21 protein-coding genes and 1 riboswitch are annotated in these 19,248 nt (G+C 61.6%); of the genes, 8 read left to right on the top strand and 13 right to left on the bottom strand.

Annotated elements, in window-relative coordinates; all coding sequences use genetic code 11:
• Positions 1-88: 88 nt before the first annotated feature.
• From C8348_RS06625 to C8348_RS06600, 6 genes are all read right to left on the bottom strand, one after another.
• Complete coding sequence (locus tag C8348_RS06625; RefSeq protein ID WP_106752845.1) at positions 89-1,273, bottom strand: trans-sulfuration enzyme family protein; 1,185 nt, start codon at positions 1,271-1,273, stop codon at positions 89-91.
• Positions 1,274-1,415: 142 nt separating this feature from the next.
• A complete protein-coding gene (gene nrdF, locus C8348_RS06620) occupies positions 1,416-2,390 on the bottom strand; it encodes a class 1b ribonucleoside-diphosphate reductase subunit beta (RefSeq protein ID WP_106752526.1) in 975 nt (324 codons plus the stop codon).
• Positions 2,391-2,407: 17 nt separating this feature from the next.
• Complete coding sequence (gene nrdE / locus C8348_RS06615) at positions 2,408-4,600, bottom strand: class 1b ribonucleoside-diphosphate reductase subunit alpha (RefSeq protein WP_106752525.1); 2,193 nt, start codon at positions 4,598-4,600, stop codon at positions 2,408-2,410.
• The gene (nrdI, locus tag C8348_RS06610; protein ID WP_106752524.1) at positions 4,594-4,992 is read right to left on the bottom strand and encodes a class Ib ribonucleoside-diphosphate reductase assembly flavoprotein NrdI; all 399 of its coding nucleotides are present in this window, start codon (positions 4,990-4,992) and stop codon (positions 4,594-4,596) included. Before nrdI ends, nrdE begins: the two co-directional genes overlap by 7 nt.
• 9 nt (positions 4,993-5,001) lie before the next feature.
• A complete protein-coding gene (gene nrdH, locus C8348_RS06605; RefSeq protein WP_106752844.1) occupies positions 5,002-5,223 on the bottom strand; it encodes a glutaredoxin-like protein NrdH in 222 nt (73 codons plus the stop codon).
• A gap of 262 nt (positions 5,224-5,485) precedes the next feature.
• A riboswitch (cobalamin riboswitch) is annotated at positions 5,486-5,702 on the bottom strand.
• A 60-nt stretch (positions 5,703-5,762) separates the two neighbouring features.
• Entirely contained in the window at positions 5,763-6,428 is a 666-nt protein-coding gene (locus C8348_RS06600) for a GntR family transcriptional regulator (protein ID WP_106752523.1), read from the bottom strand.
• Positions 6,429-6,573: 145 nt separating this feature from the next.
• Here C8348_RS06600 and C8348_RS06595 point away from each other — a divergent pair, with 145 nt between their 5' ends.
• Positions 6,574-7,239: a GntR family transcriptional regulator gene (locus tag C8348_RS06595; RefSeq protein WP_208983606.1), complete on the top strand. Its 666-nt coding sequence runs from the start codon at positions 6,574-6,576 to the stop codon at positions 7,237-7,239.
• Here C8348_RS06595 and C8348_RS06590 read toward each other — a convergent pair.
• Genes C8348_RS06590 through dctP form a run of 4 tightly spaced genes read right to left on the bottom strand, consistent with a single transcriptional unit; the run spans position 7,223 to position 10,855 of the window.
• Complete coding sequence (locus tag C8348_RS06590; protein ID WP_106752521.1) at positions 7,223-8,065, bottom strand: shikimate dehydrogenase family protein; 843 nt, start codon at positions 8,063-8,065, stop codon at positions 7,223-7,225. The genes C8348_RS06595 and C8348_RS06590 overlap by 17 nt on opposite strands.
• Positions 8,062-9,357: a TRAP transporter large permease gene (locus C8348_RS06585; RefSeq protein WP_106752520.1), complete on the bottom strand. Its 1,296-nt coding sequence runs from the start codon at positions 9,355-9,357 to the stop codon at positions 8,062-8,064. The genes C8348_RS06590 and C8348_RS06585 overlap by 4 nt, the downstream gene beginning before the upstream one ends.
• The gene (locus C8348_RS06580) at positions 9,354-9,845 is read right to left on the bottom strand and encodes a TRAP transporter small permease (RefSeq protein ID WP_106752519.1); all 492 of its coding nucleotides are present in this window, start codon (positions 9,843-9,845) and stop codon (positions 9,354-9,356) included. Before C8348_RS06580 ends, C8348_RS06585 begins: the two co-directional genes overlap by 4 nt.
• Before the next feature lie 11 nt (positions 9,846-9,856).
• On the bottom strand, positions 9,857-10,855 hold the full coding sequence (gene dctP, locus C8348_RS06575) for a TRAP transporter substrate-binding protein DctP (RefSeq protein WP_106752518.1): 999 nt from the start codon (positions 10,853-10,855) through the stop codon (positions 9,857-9,859).
• Positions 10,856-11,132: 277 nt separating this feature from the next.
• Between dctP and aroQ the strand changes: the two genes are divergently transcribed.
• The 4 genes from aroQ to C8348_RS06555 are packed head-to-tail and all read left to right on the top strand — an operon-like array spanning position 11,133 to position 15,286.
• On the top strand, positions 11,133-11,567 hold the full coding sequence (aroQ, locus tag C8348_RS06570) for a type II 3-dehydroquinate dehydratase (protein ID WP_106752517.1): 435 nt from the start codon (positions 11,133-11,135) through the stop codon (positions 11,565-11,567).
• Complete coding sequence (locus C8348_RS06565; protein ID WP_106752516.1) at positions 11,564-12,604, top strand: Gfo/Idh/MocA family protein; 1,041 nt, start codon at positions 11,564-11,566, stop codon at positions 12,602-12,604. The genes aroQ and C8348_RS06565 overlap by 4 nt, the downstream gene beginning before the upstream one ends.
• Positions 12,605-12,614: 10 nt before the next feature.
• Positions 12,615-13,379 carry an HpcH/HpaI aldolase family protein gene (locus C8348_RS06560; RefSeq protein ID WP_106752515.1) on the top strand — a complete coding sequence of 255 codons (765 nt, stop codon included), beginning with the start codon at positions 12,615-12,617 and terminating at the stop codon, positions 13,377-13,379.
• A gap of 26 nt (positions 13,380-13,405) precedes the next feature.
• Positions 13,406-15,286, top strand: a complete 1,881-nt coding sequence (locus C8348_RS06555) for a bifunctional sugar phosphate isomerase/epimerase/4-hydroxyphenylpyruvate dioxygenase family protein (protein ID WP_106752514.1) — start codon at positions 13,406-13,408, stop codon at positions 15,284-15,286.
• Positions 15,287-15,316: 30 nt separating this feature from the next.
• On the opposite strand, the gene C8348_RS06550 is transcribed toward C8348_RS06555, so the two are convergent.
• The 3 genes from C8348_RS06550 to C8348_RS06540 all read right to left on the bottom strand — a co-directional run bounded on the left by C8348_RS06550 (position 15,317) and on the right by C8348_RS06540 (position 17,237).
• Positions 15,317-16,363, bottom strand: a complete 1,047-nt coding sequence (locus C8348_RS06550; protein WP_106752513.1) for a YeeE/YedE family protein — start codon at positions 16,361-16,363, stop codon at positions 15,317-15,319.
• A gap of 61 nt (positions 16,364-16,424) precedes the next feature.
• Entirely contained in the window at positions 16,425-16,766 is a 342-nt protein-coding gene (locus C8348_RS06545; protein WP_244293949.1) for an ArsR/SmtB family transcription factor, read from the bottom strand.
• A gap of 114 nt (positions 16,767-16,880) precedes the next feature.
• On the bottom strand, positions 16,881-17,237 hold the full coding sequence (locus C8348_RS06540; protein ID WP_106752512.1) for a thioredoxin domain-containing protein: 357 nt from the start codon (positions 17,235-17,237) through the stop codon (positions 16,881-16,883).
• Between the two features lie 77 nt (positions 17,238-17,314).
• Between C8348_RS06540 and C8348_RS06535 the strand changes: the two genes are divergently transcribed.
• The 3 genes from C8348_RS06535 to soxX all read left to right on the top strand — a co-directional run bounded on the left by C8348_RS06535 (position 17,315) and on the right by soxX (position 19,230).
• Entirely contained in the window at positions 17,315-18,052 is a 738-nt protein-coding gene (locus C8348_RS06535; protein WP_106752511.1) for a cytochrome c biogenesis CcdA family protein, read from the top strand.
• Between the two features lie 15 nt (positions 18,053-18,067).
• Positions 18,068-18,628 carry a thioredoxin family protein gene (locus C8348_RS06530; RefSeq protein ID WP_106752508.1) on the top strand — a complete coding sequence of 187 codons (561 nt, stop codon included), beginning with the start codon at positions 18,068-18,070 and terminating at the stop codon, positions 18,626-18,628.
• Between the two features lie 128 nt (positions 18,629-18,756).
• Positions 18,757-19,230, top strand: a complete 474-nt coding sequence (gene soxX, locus C8348_RS06525; protein ID WP_106752507.1) for a sulfur oxidation c-type cytochrome SoxX — start codon at positions 18,757-18,759, stop codon at positions 19,228-19,230.
• Positions 19,231-19,248: the final 18 nt, after the last annotated feature.

Below are 19,248 nucleotides of genomic sequence, written 5' to 3'. Positions count from 1 at the left end.
GATGCATCAGGCAGGTGTGTTGCCGCACAGATGGGGGCGTGGCGGGCAGCGGCAAGGCCGCGCCGGGCGGGGCTGCCCTGCGGCAGGATCAGGGCTTGCGTGCGCTCAAGGCGTGTTGAAGCCGGGCGAGAAGCGCGTCAATGTCCCGCGTGAGGTCGTCCTCCGCTTCCAGCCCGATGCTGAGACGCAGGATCTGTGCGGCGCCCTGCCAGGGCCGTGCGGTGCGAGTACCGGTGATGGGTTGCGGCGCCAGCAGGCTGCGGGTGCCGCCCCAGGACGCGCCGATGGCAAAGGTCTGAAGCCCGTCCAGGGCGGCATCGAGATGCGGCGTTGCCTCCGGGGTGAACTCGACACTGAACAGCGGGCTGGAGCCGGCGAAGTCACGCAGCCAGACATCATGCCCTGGACTGCCGGGCAGCGCCGGATGCAGCACGCGTTGAACGGCAGGATGGCCGGCAAGACGCGTCGCCAGCCGCAGGGCGACGGCGCTGGCATGGGCCAGTCGCAGCGGCATCGTTTCCATGCCGCGCAGGACAAGCGCCGCGTCATCCGGCGACACGCCGCTGCCGAGCCGGCCGATCAGATTGCGCAGCGGCAGGATGAGCGCCTCGTCGCGCAAGGTCAGCGCGCCCATCAGAAGATCGGCATGCCCGCCATGGAACTTGGTCAGCGCTTCGGCCACGAAGTCGACGCCATGCCGCAACGGCTTGAAGTTCAGCGCGGTCGCCCAGGTGTTGTCGCAGCCGACGAGGGCACCATGCTGGTGTGCGATCGCGGTGATGGCGGGCATATCCATCACCTCCATCGTGTTGGATCCGGGCGACTCGCACCAGATCAGCCGCGTGCGGGCGTCGATCTGCCGGGCCACATCCTCGGGCGACAGCGGATCGAAATAGCGCACCGTCACGCCCATCCGCACAAGATCGAGATCGGCGAACTGGCGGACCGGCGGGTAGACCGTATCGGCAATCAGCACCGTGTCGCCAGCCGACAGCACCGCCAGCATGGCCAGCACCACCGCGGCCTGTCCGGAGGGCGCCAAAAACGTCCAGACGCCGCCGTGCAGGTCGCTGAGACTGCGTTCCAGCATCCGCGTCGTCGGCGTGCCGTGCAGGCCGTAGGTGTAGCCATCAGGGGCCAGATCGCCGCGCGCCGCGAATGTGGCCGCATCCGGGAAGACAATGGTGGAGGCGCGATAGACGGGCACCGCAAGCGCGCGAAACCCGTCGGTTTCCGGCTGCGGATGAAGGATGCAACGGCTGGTGTCCTGCATGGGGGTCTCCTGATCAGCCCGATAGGACACGACAAACTGCACGCCGTCCAATCGCAAGATGCGGCCTGATCCTTTCCCGGATTGTTGTTTCATTCATTCGCCTGCCGGCGGACCAGGGCCCCTGATCCGCCGGCGCACGCGATCAGAAGTCCCAGTCTTCGTCTTCGGTCGCGACCGCCTTGCCGATGACATAGGACGAGCCGGAGCCGGAGAAAAAATCGTGGTTCTCGTCTGCGTTGGGCGAGAGCGCGGAGAGGATCGCCGGGTTCACCTTGCAGGCCTCGGCCGGGAACAGGGCTTCATAGCCGAGGTTCATCAGCGCCTTGTTGGCGTTATAATGCAGGAACTTCTTTACGTCCTCGGTCAGGCCGGCCCCGTCATACAGATCTTCCGTGTAGCGGGCCTCGTTGTCGTAAAGCTCCAGCAGCAGGTCAAAGGCGAAGTCCTTGATCTCCTGGCGGCGCGCTTCCGGCTCCCGGTCCAGCGCGCGCTGGAACTTGTAGCCGATGTAGTATCCGTGCACGGCCTCATCGCGGATGATGAGGCGGATCAGGTCGGCCGTGTTGGTCAGCTTGGCCCGGCTCGACCAGTACATCGGCAGATAGAAGCCGGAGTAGAACAGGAAGCTTTCCAGGAAGACGGAGGCGACTTTTTTCTTCAAGGGATCGCCGCTGTCATACTGCTCCATGATCAGCGCCGACTTGCGCTGCAGGAACTCGTTTTCCTCCGACCAGCGATAGGCCTCGTCCACGTCGGACGTCATGCAGAGCGTGGAGAAGATCGAGGAATAGGAGCGCGCGTGCACCGCTTCCATGAAGGAGATGTTCGACAGGACCGCTTCCTCGTGCTGGGTCACGGCATCCGCCATCAGCTTCACCGCTCCAACCCCGTTCTGGATGGTGTCCAGCAGGGTCAAGCCGGTGAAGACGCGGATGGTCAGGCGTTGTTCCTCCGGCCGGAGCGTCGCCCAGGACGGTATGTCGTTGGACAGCGGCACCTTTTCCGGCAGCCAGAAATTCCCCGTCAGGCGGTTCCAGACCTCGAGGTCCTTGTCGTCCTCAAGCCGGTTCCAGTTGATGGCGCGCACGCGGGAGGCGGGCTTGATATGCATGTTCATGGTGCCTTTTCCCCGGTTCACAGTGTGCAGGACACGCAGCCTTCGACCTGCGTGCCTTCCAGCGCCATCTGGCGCAGGCGAATGTAGTAGATGGTCTTGATGCCCTTCTTCCAGGCGTAGATCTGCGCCCGGTTGATGTCGCGCGTCGTCGCGGTGTCGCGGAAGAACAGGGTCAGGGACAGGCCCTGATCGACATGCTGCGTTGCTGCCGCATAGGTGTCGATGATCTTCTCCGGGCCGATCTCATAGGCATCCTGGTAATAGTCCAGGTTGTCATTGCTCATGTAGGCTGCCGGATAATAGACGCGGCCGATCTTGCCTTCCTTGCGGATCTCGATCTTCGACACGATCGGATGGATCGAGGAGGTCGAGTGGTTGATGTAGGAGATCGATCCGGTCGGTGGCACGGCCTGAAGGTTCTGGTTGTAGAGCCCGCCAGTCATCACGGCTTGCCTCAGCGCCCGCCAGTCGTCCTGGGTCGGGATATGGATGCCGGCATCGGCAAAGAGCTGTGCGACCTTCGGCGTCTTCGGCGTCCAGGCCGCGTCGGTGTACTTGTCGAAATAGGCGCCAGAGGCATATTGCGAGGCCTCGAAGCCCTTGAAGCTGCGCCCCTTTTCCACCGCGAGCCGGTTCGACGCGCGCAGCGCGTGATAGGTCACCGTGTAGAAATAGATGTTGGTGAAGTCGACGCCTTCCTCGGAGCCGTAGTGGATGCGCTCGCGGGCGAGATAGCCATGCAGGTTCATCTGGCCAAGGCCGATGGCATGGCTGTCCTCGTTGCCCTTGGCGACCGAAGGCACGGAGGCGACGTTGCTCATCTCCGACACGGCCGTCAGCGCACGGATCGAGGTCTCGATGGTCTTGCCGAAGTTGGCGCTGTCCATCGTCTTGGCGATGTTCAGCGAACCAAGGTTGCAGGAAATGTCCTTGCCGAGATGGGCATAGGACAGGTCCTCGTTGAACCGGCTTTCCTCGCTGACCTGCAGGATTTCCGAGCACAGGTTGCTCATGGAGATACGTCCGGCGATCGGGTTGGCCCGGTTCACCGTGTCCTCGAACATCAGGTAGGGATAGCCGCTCTCGAACTGGATCTCGGCGATGATCTGGAAGAACTCGCGCGCCTTGATCTTGGACTTGCGAATCCGCTTGTCCTCCACCATCTCGCGGTACTTTTCCGTCACCGATATCTCGGTGAAGGGAACGCCATAGACCCGCTCGATGTCATGCGGCGAGAACAGGTACATGTCCTCGTTGTTCTTCGCGAGTTCGAACGTGATGTCCGGCACGACAACGCCGAGCGACAGCGTCTTGATGCGGATTTTCTCGTCCGCGTTCTCCCGCTTGGTGTCGAGGAACCGCAGGATGTCCGGGTGGTGCGCGTTCAGATAGACCGCGCCGGCGCCCTGACGTGCGCCAAGCTGGTTGGCATAGGAGAAGCTGTCTTCCAGCAGCTTCATCACCGGGATGACGCCGGACGACTGGTTCTCGATCTGCTTGATCGGCGCTCCGGCCTCACGAATGTTGGTCAGGCTGAGGGCAACGCCGCCACCGCGCTTGGACAGCTGCAGGGCGGAATTGATCGACCGGCCGATGGACTCCATGTTGTCCTCGACCCTGAGCAGGAAACAGGACACCAGTTCGCCGCGCTGCTTCTTGCCGGCGTTGAGGAACGTCGGCGTCGCCGGTTGGAAGCGGCCGGAAATGATCTCGTCCATCAGATCACGGGCCAGCTGCTCGTCGCCGCGCGCCAGCGTCAGCGCCACCATGCAGACACGGTCCTCGTAGCGCTCCAGGTAGCGCTTCCCGTCGAAGGTCTTCAGCGTGTAGCTGGTGTAATACTTGAAAGCGCCGAGGAAGGTCGGGAAGCGGAACTTCCTGTCATAGGCAGCATCGAAAAGGTCGCGGATGAACGCGAAGGAATACTGCGCCAGCACCTCGGGCTCGTAGTAGCCTTCGGTCACCAGATAATCGAGCTTCTCCTTGAGATTGTGGAAGAAAACGGTGTTCTGGTTCACATGGGTCAGGAAATACTGCCGCGCCGCTTCCCGGTCCTTGTCGAGCTGGATCCGGCCGTTCGCGTCATAAAGGTTCAGCATCGCGTTGAGCGCGTGATAATCCAGCTCCTCGACGGGCCGGCCCTTGCGGTCGGCCGTGAGGGGCTGCGCGGCCGTGTCATCCGCGTCCAAGAGTGAGGGCGTGTCTAGCATGTCCAAAACCGTTCCAGTCCCTGGCTGACATTCGCGACATCCTCCGCCGTGCCGAGCAGCTCGAAGCGGTAGAGGAACGGCACCTGGCATTTGGCCGCGATGATGTCGCCGGCGAGCCCGTAGGCCGCGCCGAAATTGGTGTTTCCCGCGGCGATGACGCCGCGGATCAATGCGCGGTTCCGCTCATCATTGAGAAAGCGGATCACAGGTTTGGGCACCGCGCCTTTCGGCGTTCCGCCCCCATATGTGGGCGTGACCAGCACGAAGGGCCGTGTTGCAAGCGGAGCCGGTGCGGCGGCATCCACCGGCAGGCGCAGCGCGTCCTGGCCGAGCTTTTCGACAAAGCGGCGCGTATTTTCCGAGGTGCTGGAGAAATAGACGAGCCCGCTCATCGCCTTGCCTCAGGCAAGTCCGCCGATCAGGTCGGGACGGAACCCGGCCCAGTGCTGCTCGCCGGCGATCACCACCGGAACCTGGCGGTAGCCGAGGCCGGTGACGAGGTCATAGGCCTCTGCATCTTCGGAGATGTCGACCAGGGTGTAGGTGATGCCCTGGCGCTCGAGCGCACGGGTGGTGGCGTTGCACTGGACGCAGGCAGGCTTGCTGTAGACGGTGACAGTCATGATTTGCGGTCTTTCGAACACGAAAAAGGGCTTGGACACGATGACGTGTCCGTCGTGAAGCGGGACAAATACACCTTTGGGCCGGAAGACCGTCAGGCAGGGAAGGGAAGAGTGCGCTCCTGGCGTCTAGCCGGGCGGGAACTCGAAACTGGTTCTGATCAACATGACTTCACCCCGAAGCTGGTAGTGACGGGGATCGAGGGAACGGCCAGCCCGGCAAGCGGGACAAGATCTGACCGCGCCCCTCCGGTCACCCCGCCGGCGGACGTTGCTGTTCGAGGCAGGTCTCCTGGCTCGCGGATCATCACGTACAGGCCTCGCCTTCCCGGAATTGCTTCCAGTGGCTTTCATGGCCCGCGTTCACCGCTCACAGTTGCGGGGGCAGCCCCGGCTTTGTCTGGCATTTGCCATCCGCACCGGCTTCCCATCTTAGCCTTCGTTTCTATCGAATCGAAGGAACCTTGAACACAAGATATAGTAGTTCAGATCAGGAGATTGTCAATGAGTGGGGATGCTGACGGGCGGCAAACCATCGTGAGTCAATCCGGAAAACGCAGCGCCAGGGCCTCGCCTGTCCGCAGGATATGACGTTTCAACGCGGCCGTGGCCTTGGCCGCATTGCGCTCAGTTGCGGCGCGGGCGATCTCGTCATGTTCGGAGGCGACGTCCCTCTCGTCTTCGCCCCCCAACATATAGAGGTTGGCATATCGGTCCTGCATATTTGCGGTGATACGGCAAAAGCCGAGCAGCACCGGCATGCCGCAGCTCTGGATCAGGGCGTAATGGAAGGCGGAATGGACCTCGTCCCAAGGGGGCGATACCGGGTTCTGATTGCCCTTGCGCGGCGTGTGCCGCAGTTGGTGCAACGCACGCAGCACGTCGCTCTCCCAATCAAGGTCGCCGCGAACAATGCTGGCCTCAAGGGCCATGGTCTCGAACTCCGCCCTGAGCCGCGTGACCTCTTCCAGGTTTCCGCGCGAAACCGGTGCAACCCGGTATCCCTTCTGGTCCTCGAACAGGACGAGGCCATCGGCGACCAGACGCGCCATGGCTTCCCGCAGGGGGCTGATCGAGGTGTCGTGCTGTTCTTTCAGTCGGTCGAGATTGATCTTGCTTCCCGGTTCCAGTTCGCCGCGCAGGATTGCGCTCCGGAGCTGACCGGAAATGCGGCTGGAAATCGTTTCCTTTCGGGGAGTATCGGTCATGCGTGGCTCCGTTTATATTGATCAGTATAAACGATGATTCCGGTTTTTGCGTTTGCTGATCCAAATTTGGATTATGTGAACCGGTTTGTCGCAAATTTACGAGCCTGCCGATCATTGAGGATTGCGGGCGAGGGAAGGAACGGCCGTGACAGTTTCCCTGTTTCAGGCAACATATTTGCGAGTGCGCTCCGACATTGTCTTCGGCCAGTTGCTCCCCGGGCAGCGCCTGCGCCTTGAGGAACTGAAGGAAGGCTATGGCGCTTCGGTTCCGACCTTGCGCGAGGTGCTGAACCGGCTGGCCTCCGAAGGGCTGGTCGTGACCGAGAACGAGCGCGGCTTTGCCGTTGCGCCGATATCGGCCGGAAACCTCCTTGAACTTGCGGCTCTTCGCAAGCTGATCGAGGTCCATGCGCTGGAGCAGTCGTTCCGCAATGGAGATGTCGTGTGGGAGAGCGAGGTGGTTGCTGCCCATCACAAGCTCAGCCGCATCGAGGCCAGGATGATCTCGGGCGAGGCCTGTGACCGCACCGAATGGAAGCGCTACGATTTCGGCTTCCACCAGACTCTGATCTGCCGGTGCCAGTCGGCGGAACTTATGTCGGTGCACAAGGGCATCTTTGACAAGTACCTGCGCTATCAGATGATCTTCCTGACCTTCCGCGGCGATGTTGCGGCGAAGGAGCATCAGGATCTGCTTGAGGCAGCGCTTGCCCGCGATATTGAGAAGGCGCAGTCCGTGCTGCTGCATCATATCGACGGCGGTGTGGAGCATGCGCTGGCGGCGCAGCGGTCCTCTATCCCTTCTGGTTGAGCACGTCGCGCAGCCAGTCCGTGCGCCGCACAGGCTGGCCGGTGAAGATCTCAAAGGCTTGAATGCCTTGGTGGAAATACAGCTCATAGCCTGAAAGGAAGTCCGCGCCGAGCCCTTCGAGTTGCGCCCGGAAAGTCGTGTGGTCCGGCGTGTAGACCGCATCGAAGGCCCAGCTCGGCTCACCTTTGACCCCCTCCGGCAAGGGGGAGCCAGGCTTGCCGGCCATGCCGAGGGGCGTGCAATTGACGACGCCATCGTAGCCGCCGAGATCCGCCAGGGCAGAACCATCGATACTGAAGGCATTGGTCTTGCCCTGGGCAGAAAGGGCTTCGGCGAGGCTCGCGCTTTTCGCTGGATCGCTGTCGATGAGAGCCACCATCTCGGCGCCCAGTTCAGCAAGACCGAACCCGATCGCCCGGCCGACCCCGCCCGCTCCGATCATCAGGACACGGCCCGGCCTGCGCCCCGGCCAGAGGCTGCGGAAAGCGGAAACGAAACCGCTGTAGTCGGTGTTGTAGGCGCGTGGGCCTTCCGGGCTGAAGTGGATTGTGTTGCTCGAGCCCATCGCGGTGACGACCGGATCGCCGGCGGGAACCATGGCCGCGGCCAGCTCCTTGAACGGATAGGTGACATTGACACCGTCGAAGCCGCAGTCCCGGCAGTGCGACAGCATGCGGATAAAGTCATGGTCCCATTCGTCCGGGATCAGCAGGTCGTAGCTGGCATTGCCGCCCAGGGACAGGGCGCAGGCTATATGCAGGGCCGGTGAGCGGGATTGCCTGATGTTGCCGCCGATCAGGCCAAGGCGCCAAGTGGTCTTGGTCATCCCACATATCCGAATTGCCGCGGCAGCCAGAGCGACAGGCCGGGGAAGAAGATCAGCAGCGCGAGGGCCAGCAGCAGTGCGGCGACGAAGGGCAGGATGTTGGTGATGATGTCGCGGAGTGAAATTCCGGTGAGCGCATTGATGACGAAGAGCAGGATGCCATAAGGCGGGGTGATCAGCCCGATCATGCAGTTGACGATGGCGACGACGCCGAAATGCAGGAGGTCGATGCCGAGCGCCTTGCAGGCAGGAATGAACAGCGGAAGGATCACTAGGATGATCGTGGTTGCATCCAGAAGGCAACCCAGCAGCAGAAGCAGCAGGTTGATCATAAGAAGAAACGCCAGCGGGCTGAGGTCCATGCCGGCCAGCCAGTGCTGAAGTGCTTCCGGGATGCGTTCCGAAGCAACGATATAGTTGAAGATCAGCGCGCAGCCGATGACGATGCCGACTGTTGCCGCCTGCCTTGCGCTTTCCCGCATCTGCGTGACGAATTCCCGGAAGCTGAGGCTGCGGTAAATGAATACGGACAAGAACAGGGCGTAGAGCGCGGCAAGAGCAGCGGCCTCTGTGGGTGTTGCCGCGCCGCCGTAGATGCCGCCCAGCAGGATTGCCGGCATCAGCAACACAGGAATGGCGCGGAAGGTGATGCGCGGGATCTGCCGGGCCGGGACCGGCTCCTCCATCGGCACGTTGAGGCGTATGGCCATGGCATAGTTGAAGACCATCAGCATGAGGCCCATAAACAAACCCGGTATGACGCCTGCAAGGAACAGGTAGCCGACAGACTGGTCCGAAATGAGCGCATACATGACCATCGGGATCGATGGCGGGATGATCGGTCCTATGGTCGCGGACGCTGCGGTGATAGCGGCGGCATAGCCGGGCGGGTAGCGGCCATCCTTTGTCATCATGGAAATGATGATCTTGCCGATACCGGCCGCATCGGCGACGGCCGAGCCCGACATCCCGGCGAAGATCAGCGAGGAGACGATGTTGACCTGGCCGAGGCCGCCACGGAACCGTCCGACAATTGCGACGCAGAAGTCGAGCAACTTGGTGCTGACGGTCCCGGCATTCATGATGTTGGCAGCGACGATGAACAACGGCACGGCGAGCAGCACGAAACTGTCGTAGAGCGACTGGATGAGCTGTTCGGCAGCAAGGCTGAGGTCGGCGCCCTGGATGGCGAGATAGGTGATCCCGCCCAGAAGAAGCGAATAGCCGATGGGCGTGCCGATGGCCGCAAGGGCAAAGACGGCAAGCAGGCAGAGCAGGAACGCAAGGCTCATGGCGTGGGGCTCCTGTCGGCACGGGGGCGGTCGCGCAGGATCGCGATGAGGCCGAATGCGTAGCGCAGGATGAGGCCGACCGAGAACGCGATGAAGATGATGAAGACCCACTTCAGCGGGATGAGAAGCGTGGCACTGCGCTTGATCTTGTAGAAGTCGACGTAGTCCCAGGCCGCCGGCAGTTGCACAATCAGACCGACGGTGATGGCAAGCGCCGACAATGCGGAAAAAATCCGCCGCGTCCGGTTCGAGACCGATTGGTAGAGCAGGTCAAACTTCACGTGCTCGTTGTCGGACAGGCAGAAGGCGGAGCCCCACAGGACGAGCCAAAGCCAGAGCGTGAGACAGACTTCAACCGACCAGCCCATGGGCAGGTTGAGCAGATAGCGTGCGGTGATCTGCGCAATGAAGACGGCGAACATGGCGGCGAGCATCGCCGCCGCCACGTAGTCGGCCCCATTGCGCAGCGCTTTGACAAGGCGCTGCATGGGCGTCGGCCTTACTTCGCCTGCGCGTTGATCTCGTCGACAATGCCGGCGGGCCAGGCTTTGGCGTAGTCCGAGGCAAGGTAGTCAGCCTGAACCTTGGCGCGGAATGCGGCGACGTCCGGCTCGTAGACCTTGAGCCCCTTCTCCTTCATGAAGGAGACCAACTCGTCTTCGAGCGTCAGCTGACGGCCACGCGCAGTCTCGGCGGCGGCATCGGCTGCGGCTTGGGTCGCTGCCTGCTGTTCTGGTGTCATCTTGTCCCAGACGGCCTTGGAGATCGCGAGATAGTTGAGGTCGACAAGGTGCGACGTCAGCACGATCTGCTTGGTCACCTCATAGAACTTGGAATCGCGTACCGTCGGCAGCGGATTGTCCTGGCCGTCGATCGCACCGGTCTGAAGCGCGGTGTAGATCTCACCGAAGGCGACCGGAACCGGATTTGCTCCGAGCGCGCGACCAAGGAACTGCCAAGCATCGGTGCCGGGCATGCGCAGCTTCACGTTGGCAAGGTCGGCCGGGGTCTTGATTTCCTGGTCAGTGCGCAGGTTGAGCTGGCGGCGGCCGAGATACATAACGGTGAGCAGCTTGACGCCCAGCGTATCCTCCACCCTCTGCTTGAAGGGCTCCATCAGCGGTGCATTGAAGACCGCGACCTGATGGGCCGCATCCCGGTGCAGGTAGCCGGCGGAGAAAACGGAGAACTCCGGAACGAACTGGGCCAGTTCCTGCGCCGAGGTGATGGCCATTTCGAGGTTGCCGCGTGCGATGGCTTCGAGTTCGGTCGCCTGCTTGAACAGCGTGCCATTGTAATGCGGCTCATAGCTCGCAAACTCAGAGACGGCCGGGCCGAAGACTTCGGCAAGTGCCTTGGTGCGTTGATCGGTCTCGGTGGCCACGGTGGACATGCGAAGCTGAATCTTGTCAGCGGCGAAGGCAACGCCGCAGCTGATCATCATGGCAGTGGCAGCCGCAGCGGACAAAAGCGCGCGGCGCGTCATTGAAGCGGACATCGGATCTCCTCCCTTTTTTCACCTTGTCAGGCACCTCCTCCCCGAGGTGACCAGGTCAGACTGGCAGGAAATTCCCTGCTCGTCCATCCAATATCTTACGTTAGATAAAATAATCGATGCAACTGTAAAAACTTATGTTGCAATGCATAATCGATTTTTTCTTCCGTTGTCAGATGGCCTCGTCTAAGCTGGCTGGACTGATGGGCCGCATGGGCGAGGACCGACGGTGCGGCCGGTGCTGGACAGACTGGTCGGAGCAGGAAGGCGGAGCAGGCATATGAAGACGGTGCACATTGTAAATGGCCCCAATCTCAATCTTCTGGGGATGCGGCAGCCGGAAATCTATGGTCGCGACACGCTTGAGGACGTGCGCATCGCCTGCGAACAGCTTGGCCAGTTGCTGGGGCTGAAAGTGGAACTGTTTCAGTCCAACCATGAAGGCGTCATCATCGACCAGATCCATGCAGCACGGCATTCCGCAGCCGGGATCATCATCAACCCGGGCGCGTTCACGCACACATCGATTGCGATCCATGATGCCCTGAACACGTTTGACGGGCCGGTGATCGAGGTTCACATCTCCAACATCCACAAGCGTGAGAGTTTTCGGCATCATTCCTATGTCTCGCTTCGGGCAGATGGCGTGATTGCGGGGCTGGGCGTCGAAGGGTATCAGCTTGCCGTCCGCAGGCTGGCGTCGCTGCTGTCATGACCGCGCTGGTCCGCCTCGCCGTTGCCGGTGCCGGACTGATCGGCCGGCGCCATATCGCCGCGATCCGCCAGTCCGAGGGAGCCGAATTGGCGGCCGTGGTGGACCCGACCGATGGCGCGCGGAACGTGGCGGCCTCAGAGGGCGTTGCCTGGTTCCCTGATCTATCCGAAATGCCCGACGGGCAGTGCCACGGGGTCCTGCTGGCAACACCCAATGCCGTGCATGTCGAGGGCGGTCTGGCCTGTGTCGCCCGACGACTGCCTGTTCTCGTCGAAAAACCCTTTGCGGTCAGTGTCACGGAGGGGCTTGCCCTCGTGAAGGCTGCCGACAGCGCCGGCGTGCCTTTGCTCACCGGCCATCATCGCCGCCATAACCCGCTCATCGTTGCCGCGAAGCGCCTCATTCAAGAAGGTGCTCTCGGCCGTCCCGTGTCGGCGCACGGGATGTTCTGGCTCGCCAAGCCGGACGATTATTTCGACGTGCCCTGGCGCCGCGAGCCCGGGGCTGGCCCCATCCTGACCAATCTGATCCATGACATCGACCTGATGCGTTTCCTGCTTGGAGACGTTGTCTCGGTCCAGGCCGTCCTGACCAATGCCGTTCGCGGTCACGCGGTCGAGGATGCCTGTTCTGTTGTCATGGAATTCGCCTCCGGGCTGCTCGCGACCATGAGCGCAGCCGATTGTGTTCCGGCTCCCTGGAGCTGGGAGTTCGCATCAGGTGAAAACCCCGCTTATCCGCCAGCGGGAGCAGCCTGTTACATGATCGGTGGCACGGAAGCATCTCTGGAACTGCCGTCGCTCCGCCTTTGGCGGCATGAGGGCAAGCGCAGCTGGTGGTCGCCCTTGTCGGCGACCGTGCCGCCACGCCCACAGGGCGATCCACTGGTCTTGCAGGTCGAGCAGTTCGCCCGCGTCATCCGGGGCGAGGAAGCGCCGTTGGTCTCCGGGCGCGAGGGGCTCAACACGCTCGCAGTCACCGAAGCCATTCGGCAGGCAGCGCTGGAAAACCGGCGGGTGTCTGTCGCCATTCATTGAGGAGACTGAAATGGAACTGCCGCGCAATCCGTTCAAGGCTGCTTTGAAAGAGGGCCGCCAGCAGATCGGGATCTGGTGTTCGATCCCCGAACCCGGTCATGCCGAAGCGCTGGCTGGCTGCGGCTTCGACTGGATGCTGATCGACAGCGAGCATTCGACGGTCAGCCTGGGCACGGTGCAATCGATGCTGCAGGCAGCCGAACCCTATCCGACCCATGCCATCGTCCGGCCTGGCTGGAACGATGCCGTCGAGATCAAGCGCATCCTGGATGCGGGGGCGCAGAGCATTCTGGTGCCCTATGTGCAGTCGGCGGCAGAGGCAAAAAAGGCGGTTGAAGCGGTGCTCTATCCGCCGAAAGGACGTCGGGGCGTGGCCGGAATCACCCGGGCCAGCCGCTATGGACTGGTGCCGGACTACATCGCCCGGGCCAATGACGAGATCTGCCTTCTGGTGCAGGTCGAGACTGCCGAGGCTTTGACGCAAATCGAGGCAATTGCGGCGGTCGATGGCGTCGACGGCGTCTTCATCGGTCCGGCCGATCTGGCCGCCAGCATGGGGCATCCGGGCAATCCTGGCCATCCGGACGTGCGGGCCGCCGTACTTGATGGCCTGCGCCGCATCCGCGCGGCTGGACTGCCTGCAGGGCTTCTCTCGCTCGACAAGGCCTTCCTCAAGGACGCGGTTGCCGCAGGCAGCCTGTTTACCGCCGTCGATGTGGACACGGCCATTCTCTACCGCGAGGCCCGTGCGCTCGCCCGCGACTGGAAAGGCTGAAACACCCAGCCGGCCAGGAGGTCCTGATGAAGACATCGATTGCCACTGTCTCGATCTCCGGAACGCTGCCGGAAAAGCTGGCGGCCATTGCAGCTGCCGGCTTCAGCGGGATCGAGATATTTGAACAGGATTTTCTCGCCACCGATATTCCGCCTCGAGATGTCGGCCAGATGGTCCGCGACCATGGACTGGAGATCACGCTTTTCCAGCCTTTCCGCGATTTCGAGGGCCTTCCGGAACCGCTCCGGGCCAGGGCTTTTGCCAGAGCTCGGCGGAAGTTCCAGCTCATGAACCAGCTTGGAACCGATCTCGTTCTGGTTTGTTCCTCTGTTCATCCCGCCTGTCTCGGTGGCATCGACCGCATGGCTACCGACTTTCATGCCCTCGGCGATGTGGCTGCGGAATACGGCGTCCGCGTCGGCTTCGAGGCGCTTGCCTGGGGCCGGCATGTCAATGACCACCGGGACGCATGGGAAGTGGTGCGCCGCGCGGATCATGCGCGGATCGGGCTAACTCTCGACAGCTTCCATACGCTTGGGCGCGGCATTGCGCCCGATACGATCCGCTCCATACCCGGTGACCGCATTTTCTTCATCCAGCTCGCTGATGCGCCGGCCATTCCGATGGATCCTCTCTATTGGTCGCGTCACTTCCGAAACATGCCGGGGGAAGGGGATCTCGATGTGGTTGGCTTCATGCGCGCGGTTGTGGCAACAGGCTATGATGGTCCCTTGTCGCTGGAGATCTTCAACGATCACTTCCGCTCCGGGCTTCCGCGCCTCGTGGCGCAGGACGGCTATCGCAGCCTCATCGATCTGATGGACCGGGTTCGGCGCACTGAGCCGTGCTTGCCCAGCCCACTGCCGGATTTCCCTGCACCGTCAGAAGTGGAAGGGGTCGAGTTTGTCGAGATCGTCTCGTCACCGTCCGAGGCACCGGAACTTGAAATGTTCCTGTCATCCGCCGGCTTTGCGCCCGTTCAACATCATGTCAGCAAGCAGGTTACGCGCTGGGCGCAAGGCTCGATCAACATTTTGGTCAACACAGAGCTGAAGGGCTTTGCGCATAGCGTCTATTCGGCGAAGGGAACATCCGTTTCCGAAATTGCGTTGATGCTTGACGATGCAAAGGCGGCGGCCGCACGCGCAAAGGGGATCGGCGTCTCGGGTTTTGCCGAAAGTCCTGGCCCCGGAGAACTGGCCATTCCCGCCATCCGGGGTGTCGGTGGCAGTCTCTTGCGCTTCCTTGATGCAAGGACAGATCTCGGCCGCCTTTGGAGCATCGATTTTACCGGCGAGGCAGTTCCGAACGAGGGAGTTGGGCTGACGCGGATCGATCATATCGCGCAGACGATGGCCTATGACGAGATGCTGAGCTGGTCCCTGTTCTATCATGCGCTGTTTGACGCCCGGAAAGCGCCGATGGTCGACGTGGCGGATCCGGACGGGCTGGTCCAGAGCCAGGCGATCGAGGCAGGTGCATTGCGCGTCACACTGAACGGATCGCAGGCGCGACGCACTTTGGCCGGGCGCTTCGTCGAGGCGAATTTCGGCTCGTCGGTCCAGCACATCGCCTTTGCGACGGACGACATATTCCTCACCGCTGATCGGCTTGCGGCGAGAGATTTTCCGGTCTTGAAGATCGGTACGAACTACTATGACGACGTGGAGGCCCGTTTTGGCCTGCCTGAGGATCTGGTGGCAAGGATGCGCAGCCTGAACATCCTCTATGACGAAGACGCGGGCGGTGCCTTCTTCCAGCTCTATTCGCGGACCCGGTCGGAAGGTCTGTTCTTCGAGATCATCCAGCGGAGCGCGTCCTACCGGGGTTATGGCGCACCGAACGCGCCCTTCCGCATTGCCGCACAGAAACGCCTGAGCCGTCCGAGTGGAATGCCGGAACGATAGGCCGGAACGATAGGTTGGTGCTTCAGCGGCTCACTCGACCTGATAGCCGCCAATCAGTTGCCGCAGCCCAAGAAGGCAGCCGGCGCTGATGGCCAAGAGCGTGACAGGCCCGGACCAGGACAGGGTGGCAAAGGCCGTGACGCCCTGTCCGACGGAACAGCCCATGGCGACAACACCGCCGACGCCCATCAACATGGCTCCGACAATGGCGCGGCCCAGTTCGCGGGGATCTTCACACGCCTCCCACTGGAACAGGCCCCGCACCATCGAGCCAATAAAACCGCCGAGGATCACACCAACAACGATACCGACCGAGAAGGAAATTCCGCCTGCTGTCGATGTCATGAGAAACAACAGCGCCCTGCCAACCGGTGCGGTAAAGGACGGACCTTCGACGTCGATTGCGCCAAGACTGGTGTCAGAAAGCCAGGACGTTCCGGCAAGGCATCCGGCAACCGCAAGCCCGGCAGCGACGCCCCAGAACAGCATGTGCGGTTCGCGGCGCAGCGGGCTGTAGGACAGGCCCCAGAAGCCGAGGCCACAGGCAATGACGGAAATGACCAGCGCGGGCGGCAGTCCGGCGTAGGTTTGCAGGTCGTGCAGGATGCCCTGCGGGCCGCTGGCGTCCTCTTGCGGAAACAGGGCTATGCGAAGGGGCGCAAGCGGGCCGGACAGGGTCACATAGGCGGCAATGGCGATAACCACCACGATCACCAACGCGCGGATGTCGCCGCCGCCCATGCGGGTCAGCGCGCCAAATCCGCAGTTGCCGGACATCGCCATGCCATAACCGAACATCAGGCCACCAACGATCGATGCCACCGGGTTCCAGGCCAGTTCGTGGTAGAATGTCATATCGAGATGGACATAGCCGGCCAGCGCGCCGAATTGCGTCGCCAGAACGGCCACCGCCAGCACGATGCCCCACAGCCGAAGCTTGCGCGCGTCCTTGCCGTAGACGGCCATCTCGAGTGCAGAAACCGTACAAAAATTTCCGAGCCGCCCGGCCAGTCCCAGCACGGTTCCACCGGCAAGGCCAATCAAAGCTGCGAGGAGGCCATAGGGCATGGCATCCATAGTGTTCTCCTCCCGTCTAGTCGCGCATCGGCCCAGTCGGCGACCAGTTCCGCGGCAGATCTCAGGCCTGCCTGCCGAACAGTCTCGCAAGGACTTCGATCATCGGGCTGACTCGAGGGTCCAGCAGCGAATAGTAGATCGTTTGTCCATCGCGCCGTGCGCTCACCATTCCCTCGAGCCTGAGGCGTGCGAGTTGCTGGCTGACGACAGCCTGACGCGATGAGAGCAGGTTTTCAAGCTCGGTGACACTCTTGGGGCCACTGGAAAGATGGGCGAGTATGGTCAGGCGCCCATCGTGACCCATCGCCTTTAGAAAGGCAGCAGCCTCGTTCGACTGCTCGACCAGTCCGGAAAGTTCGGATGATGGTGACCGGCCATCAATGTTTTCCTCGATTGCGGACACGTGGCGACCCCGATGCTTGAGCGCCCTAGATAAAACGTCAGCTTCGCACCTGCAACGCAAACCCCGCAGTTTCCCTGTTGAAGTTTGTTTTGCAGGGCTTTCCGGCCACTCGCGTTAGGGCACCTTCGCCTTTTCGATCAGTTCTGCCAGCATCGGCCAAAAGAAATCTTCGCCAGGGTATCCTTCGATCCGTCCCATCTCCCGCCCGTTGCGGAGGAGAACAAAGGTCGGGGTAAAGGCTGCTCGCGAGACGAGGTGAATATCCTCAGGCAGGGGAGACCGCAGTTGCAGGAGGCGCAGCGGCGCCGCCTTGCCCTCGTCGGTGAGTGCGAATTTCGGTCCGATCTCCTCGTGCCAGCGCAGGCAGTAAACGCAGCCTGGCTGCTCAAACATCAGCAGTTCCAGGCCATTGGCCAGCGCAGGGCGCAGAAGGCCGACAAGGAGGAGGAGACTGAGAAGCAGGCGGATCATGTTGACAGGCCTATATTTACATAGGAATATCCTAATGTATTAAAATAAAAGGCGCAAGCGAGCTCAGGGAGGAGCGGATGCTTGAAGTCAGCTTTGGAGGCGCGGCGCTGGCTGGCCTCCTGTCGTTCCTGTCTCCCTGTGTCCTGCCGATGGTGCCTTTCTACCTGTCCTACATGGCCGGGCAGTCGATCAACGAGATTGCAGGCGATGGGGAAGTGAGAAGGGGCGCGCGCCACCGGCTTGTCGTCCAGGCGATTGCGTTTGCCTTCGGTGTCACCACGATCTTTGTCCTGCTCGGCATGGGGGCGACGGCCCTGGGCGGGCTTTTTCTGCAGTGGAAAGAGGTTCTGAGCTGGGTTGCCGGGGCTGTGCTCGTCCTGTTTGGCCTGCACTTTCTCGGCGTGCTGCGGATCGGATTGCTGTACCGCGAGGCCAGGGTGCAAAGTAACGCGGCGGCGACGTCCCTGGCCGGTTCCTATGTGCTGGGGCTCGCCTTCGGTTTTGGCTGGACGCCCTGTGTCGGCCCGGCTCTCGCGGCAATCCTGTTTGTCGCAAGCGGCATGGGCGAAGTCTGGCGTGGCGGCGCCCTGCTTCTGGTCTATGGCATTGCCATGACGTTTCCCTTCGTGATCGCGGCCATGTTCGCCGGACCGTTCCTGGGCTTCTTCAGCCGTCACCGGCAGGCCATGCGCCATATCGAGAAGGTCATGGGTGTGATGCTGATCATCTTCGGCCTCCTGATTGCAACCAATTCGGTCAACCTCATTGCTGAATGGATGATCCAGAATTTTGATTGGTCCGCGACCGTTCTTTGACCAAGGGGAGACATCATGAGACGCATTCTGATCGTGATTGCAGCCATCCTGTTCAGTGGCCTTTCAAGTGCCGCGGCACAATTGGGGGATGACGGCCTGCATAAGCCGGACTGGCTGCGCGAGACCTTCAAGGATCTGCGCGAAGACCTTGCGGAAGCCACCGCGCAATCCAAGCGCCTGCTGATCATGATTGAGCAGCGGGGCTGCATTTATTGCACCAAGATGCATGAGGAGGTGCTGGTTGACCCGACCATCGACCGGTTGATCCGGGACCATTATTTCGTCGTTCAGATCAATCTCTTCGGTGATGTCGAAGTCACTGATCTGGATGGAACGGTGTTGCCGGAAAAGGCCATGGTCACCCGCTGGGGCGTGATGTTCACGCCGACATTGGTCTTCCTGCCGGAACAGGTCGAGCCCGGTATCTCCGTTAGCAAGGCTGCAGTTGCCCAGATGCCCGGTGCTTTCGGAAAGGGCACGACCGAAGCACTGCTGACCTGGGTCAGAGACCATGGCTACGAGAATGGCGAACACTTCCAGAAGTTTCTCGCCAGCCGGGTCAACAGCCAGCCCTAACGGCGACGGGATGATAAGTCTCTGATTGTACTCATAAATTAAAATATTCAAAAATACATATTCTTATATTGCATGAAGGATGAAATTGGGTCTATCGTTGCGATGAGGAAGCACTCTGGGAGGAGAGCATGACACGTCGGCTATTGCTGGCGGCAGCGGTGACTATGGTCACGGTGATGCCTGCCATGTCAGAAACAGCGCCCAAGGACCTTGTCTTCGACGGGGGCGCGATCGCGACATCCTTGTCGGGTGTTCCCGGGGATCCAAAGAACGGCGTGAAGGTCATGACGACCAACGCGCTTGGAAATTGTGTCGCCTGCCACATGATCGAGGCCCTGCCCGATGTGCAGTTTCCAGGCACAATTGCTCCCCCGCTGGACGGCGTTGCGGACCGCTACTCCGAGCCGGAACTGCGCGGGATCGTCGCCAACGCCAAAATGACCTTCGAGGGCAGCTTCATGCCTGCCTTCTACAAGACCGACGGCTTCATTCGCCCGGGTGACGGCTATTCTGGCAAGGCCGCTAGTGGCGAGTTGCCGCCAGTCCTGACGGCGCAACAAATCGAAGATGTCGTCGCCTACCTGATGACTCTGAAGGACTGAGGCTCTGCCTGGTCGCAT

Origin of the sequence: Pannonibacter carbonis, assembly GCF_003012935.1 — a bacterium.
GTDB classification, from domain to species: Bacteria; Pseudomonadota; Alphaproteobacteria; order Rhizobiales; family Stappiaceae; genus Pannonibacter; species Pannonibacter carbonis.
This window is presented reverse-complemented; position numbering and strand designations above follow the sequence as displayed.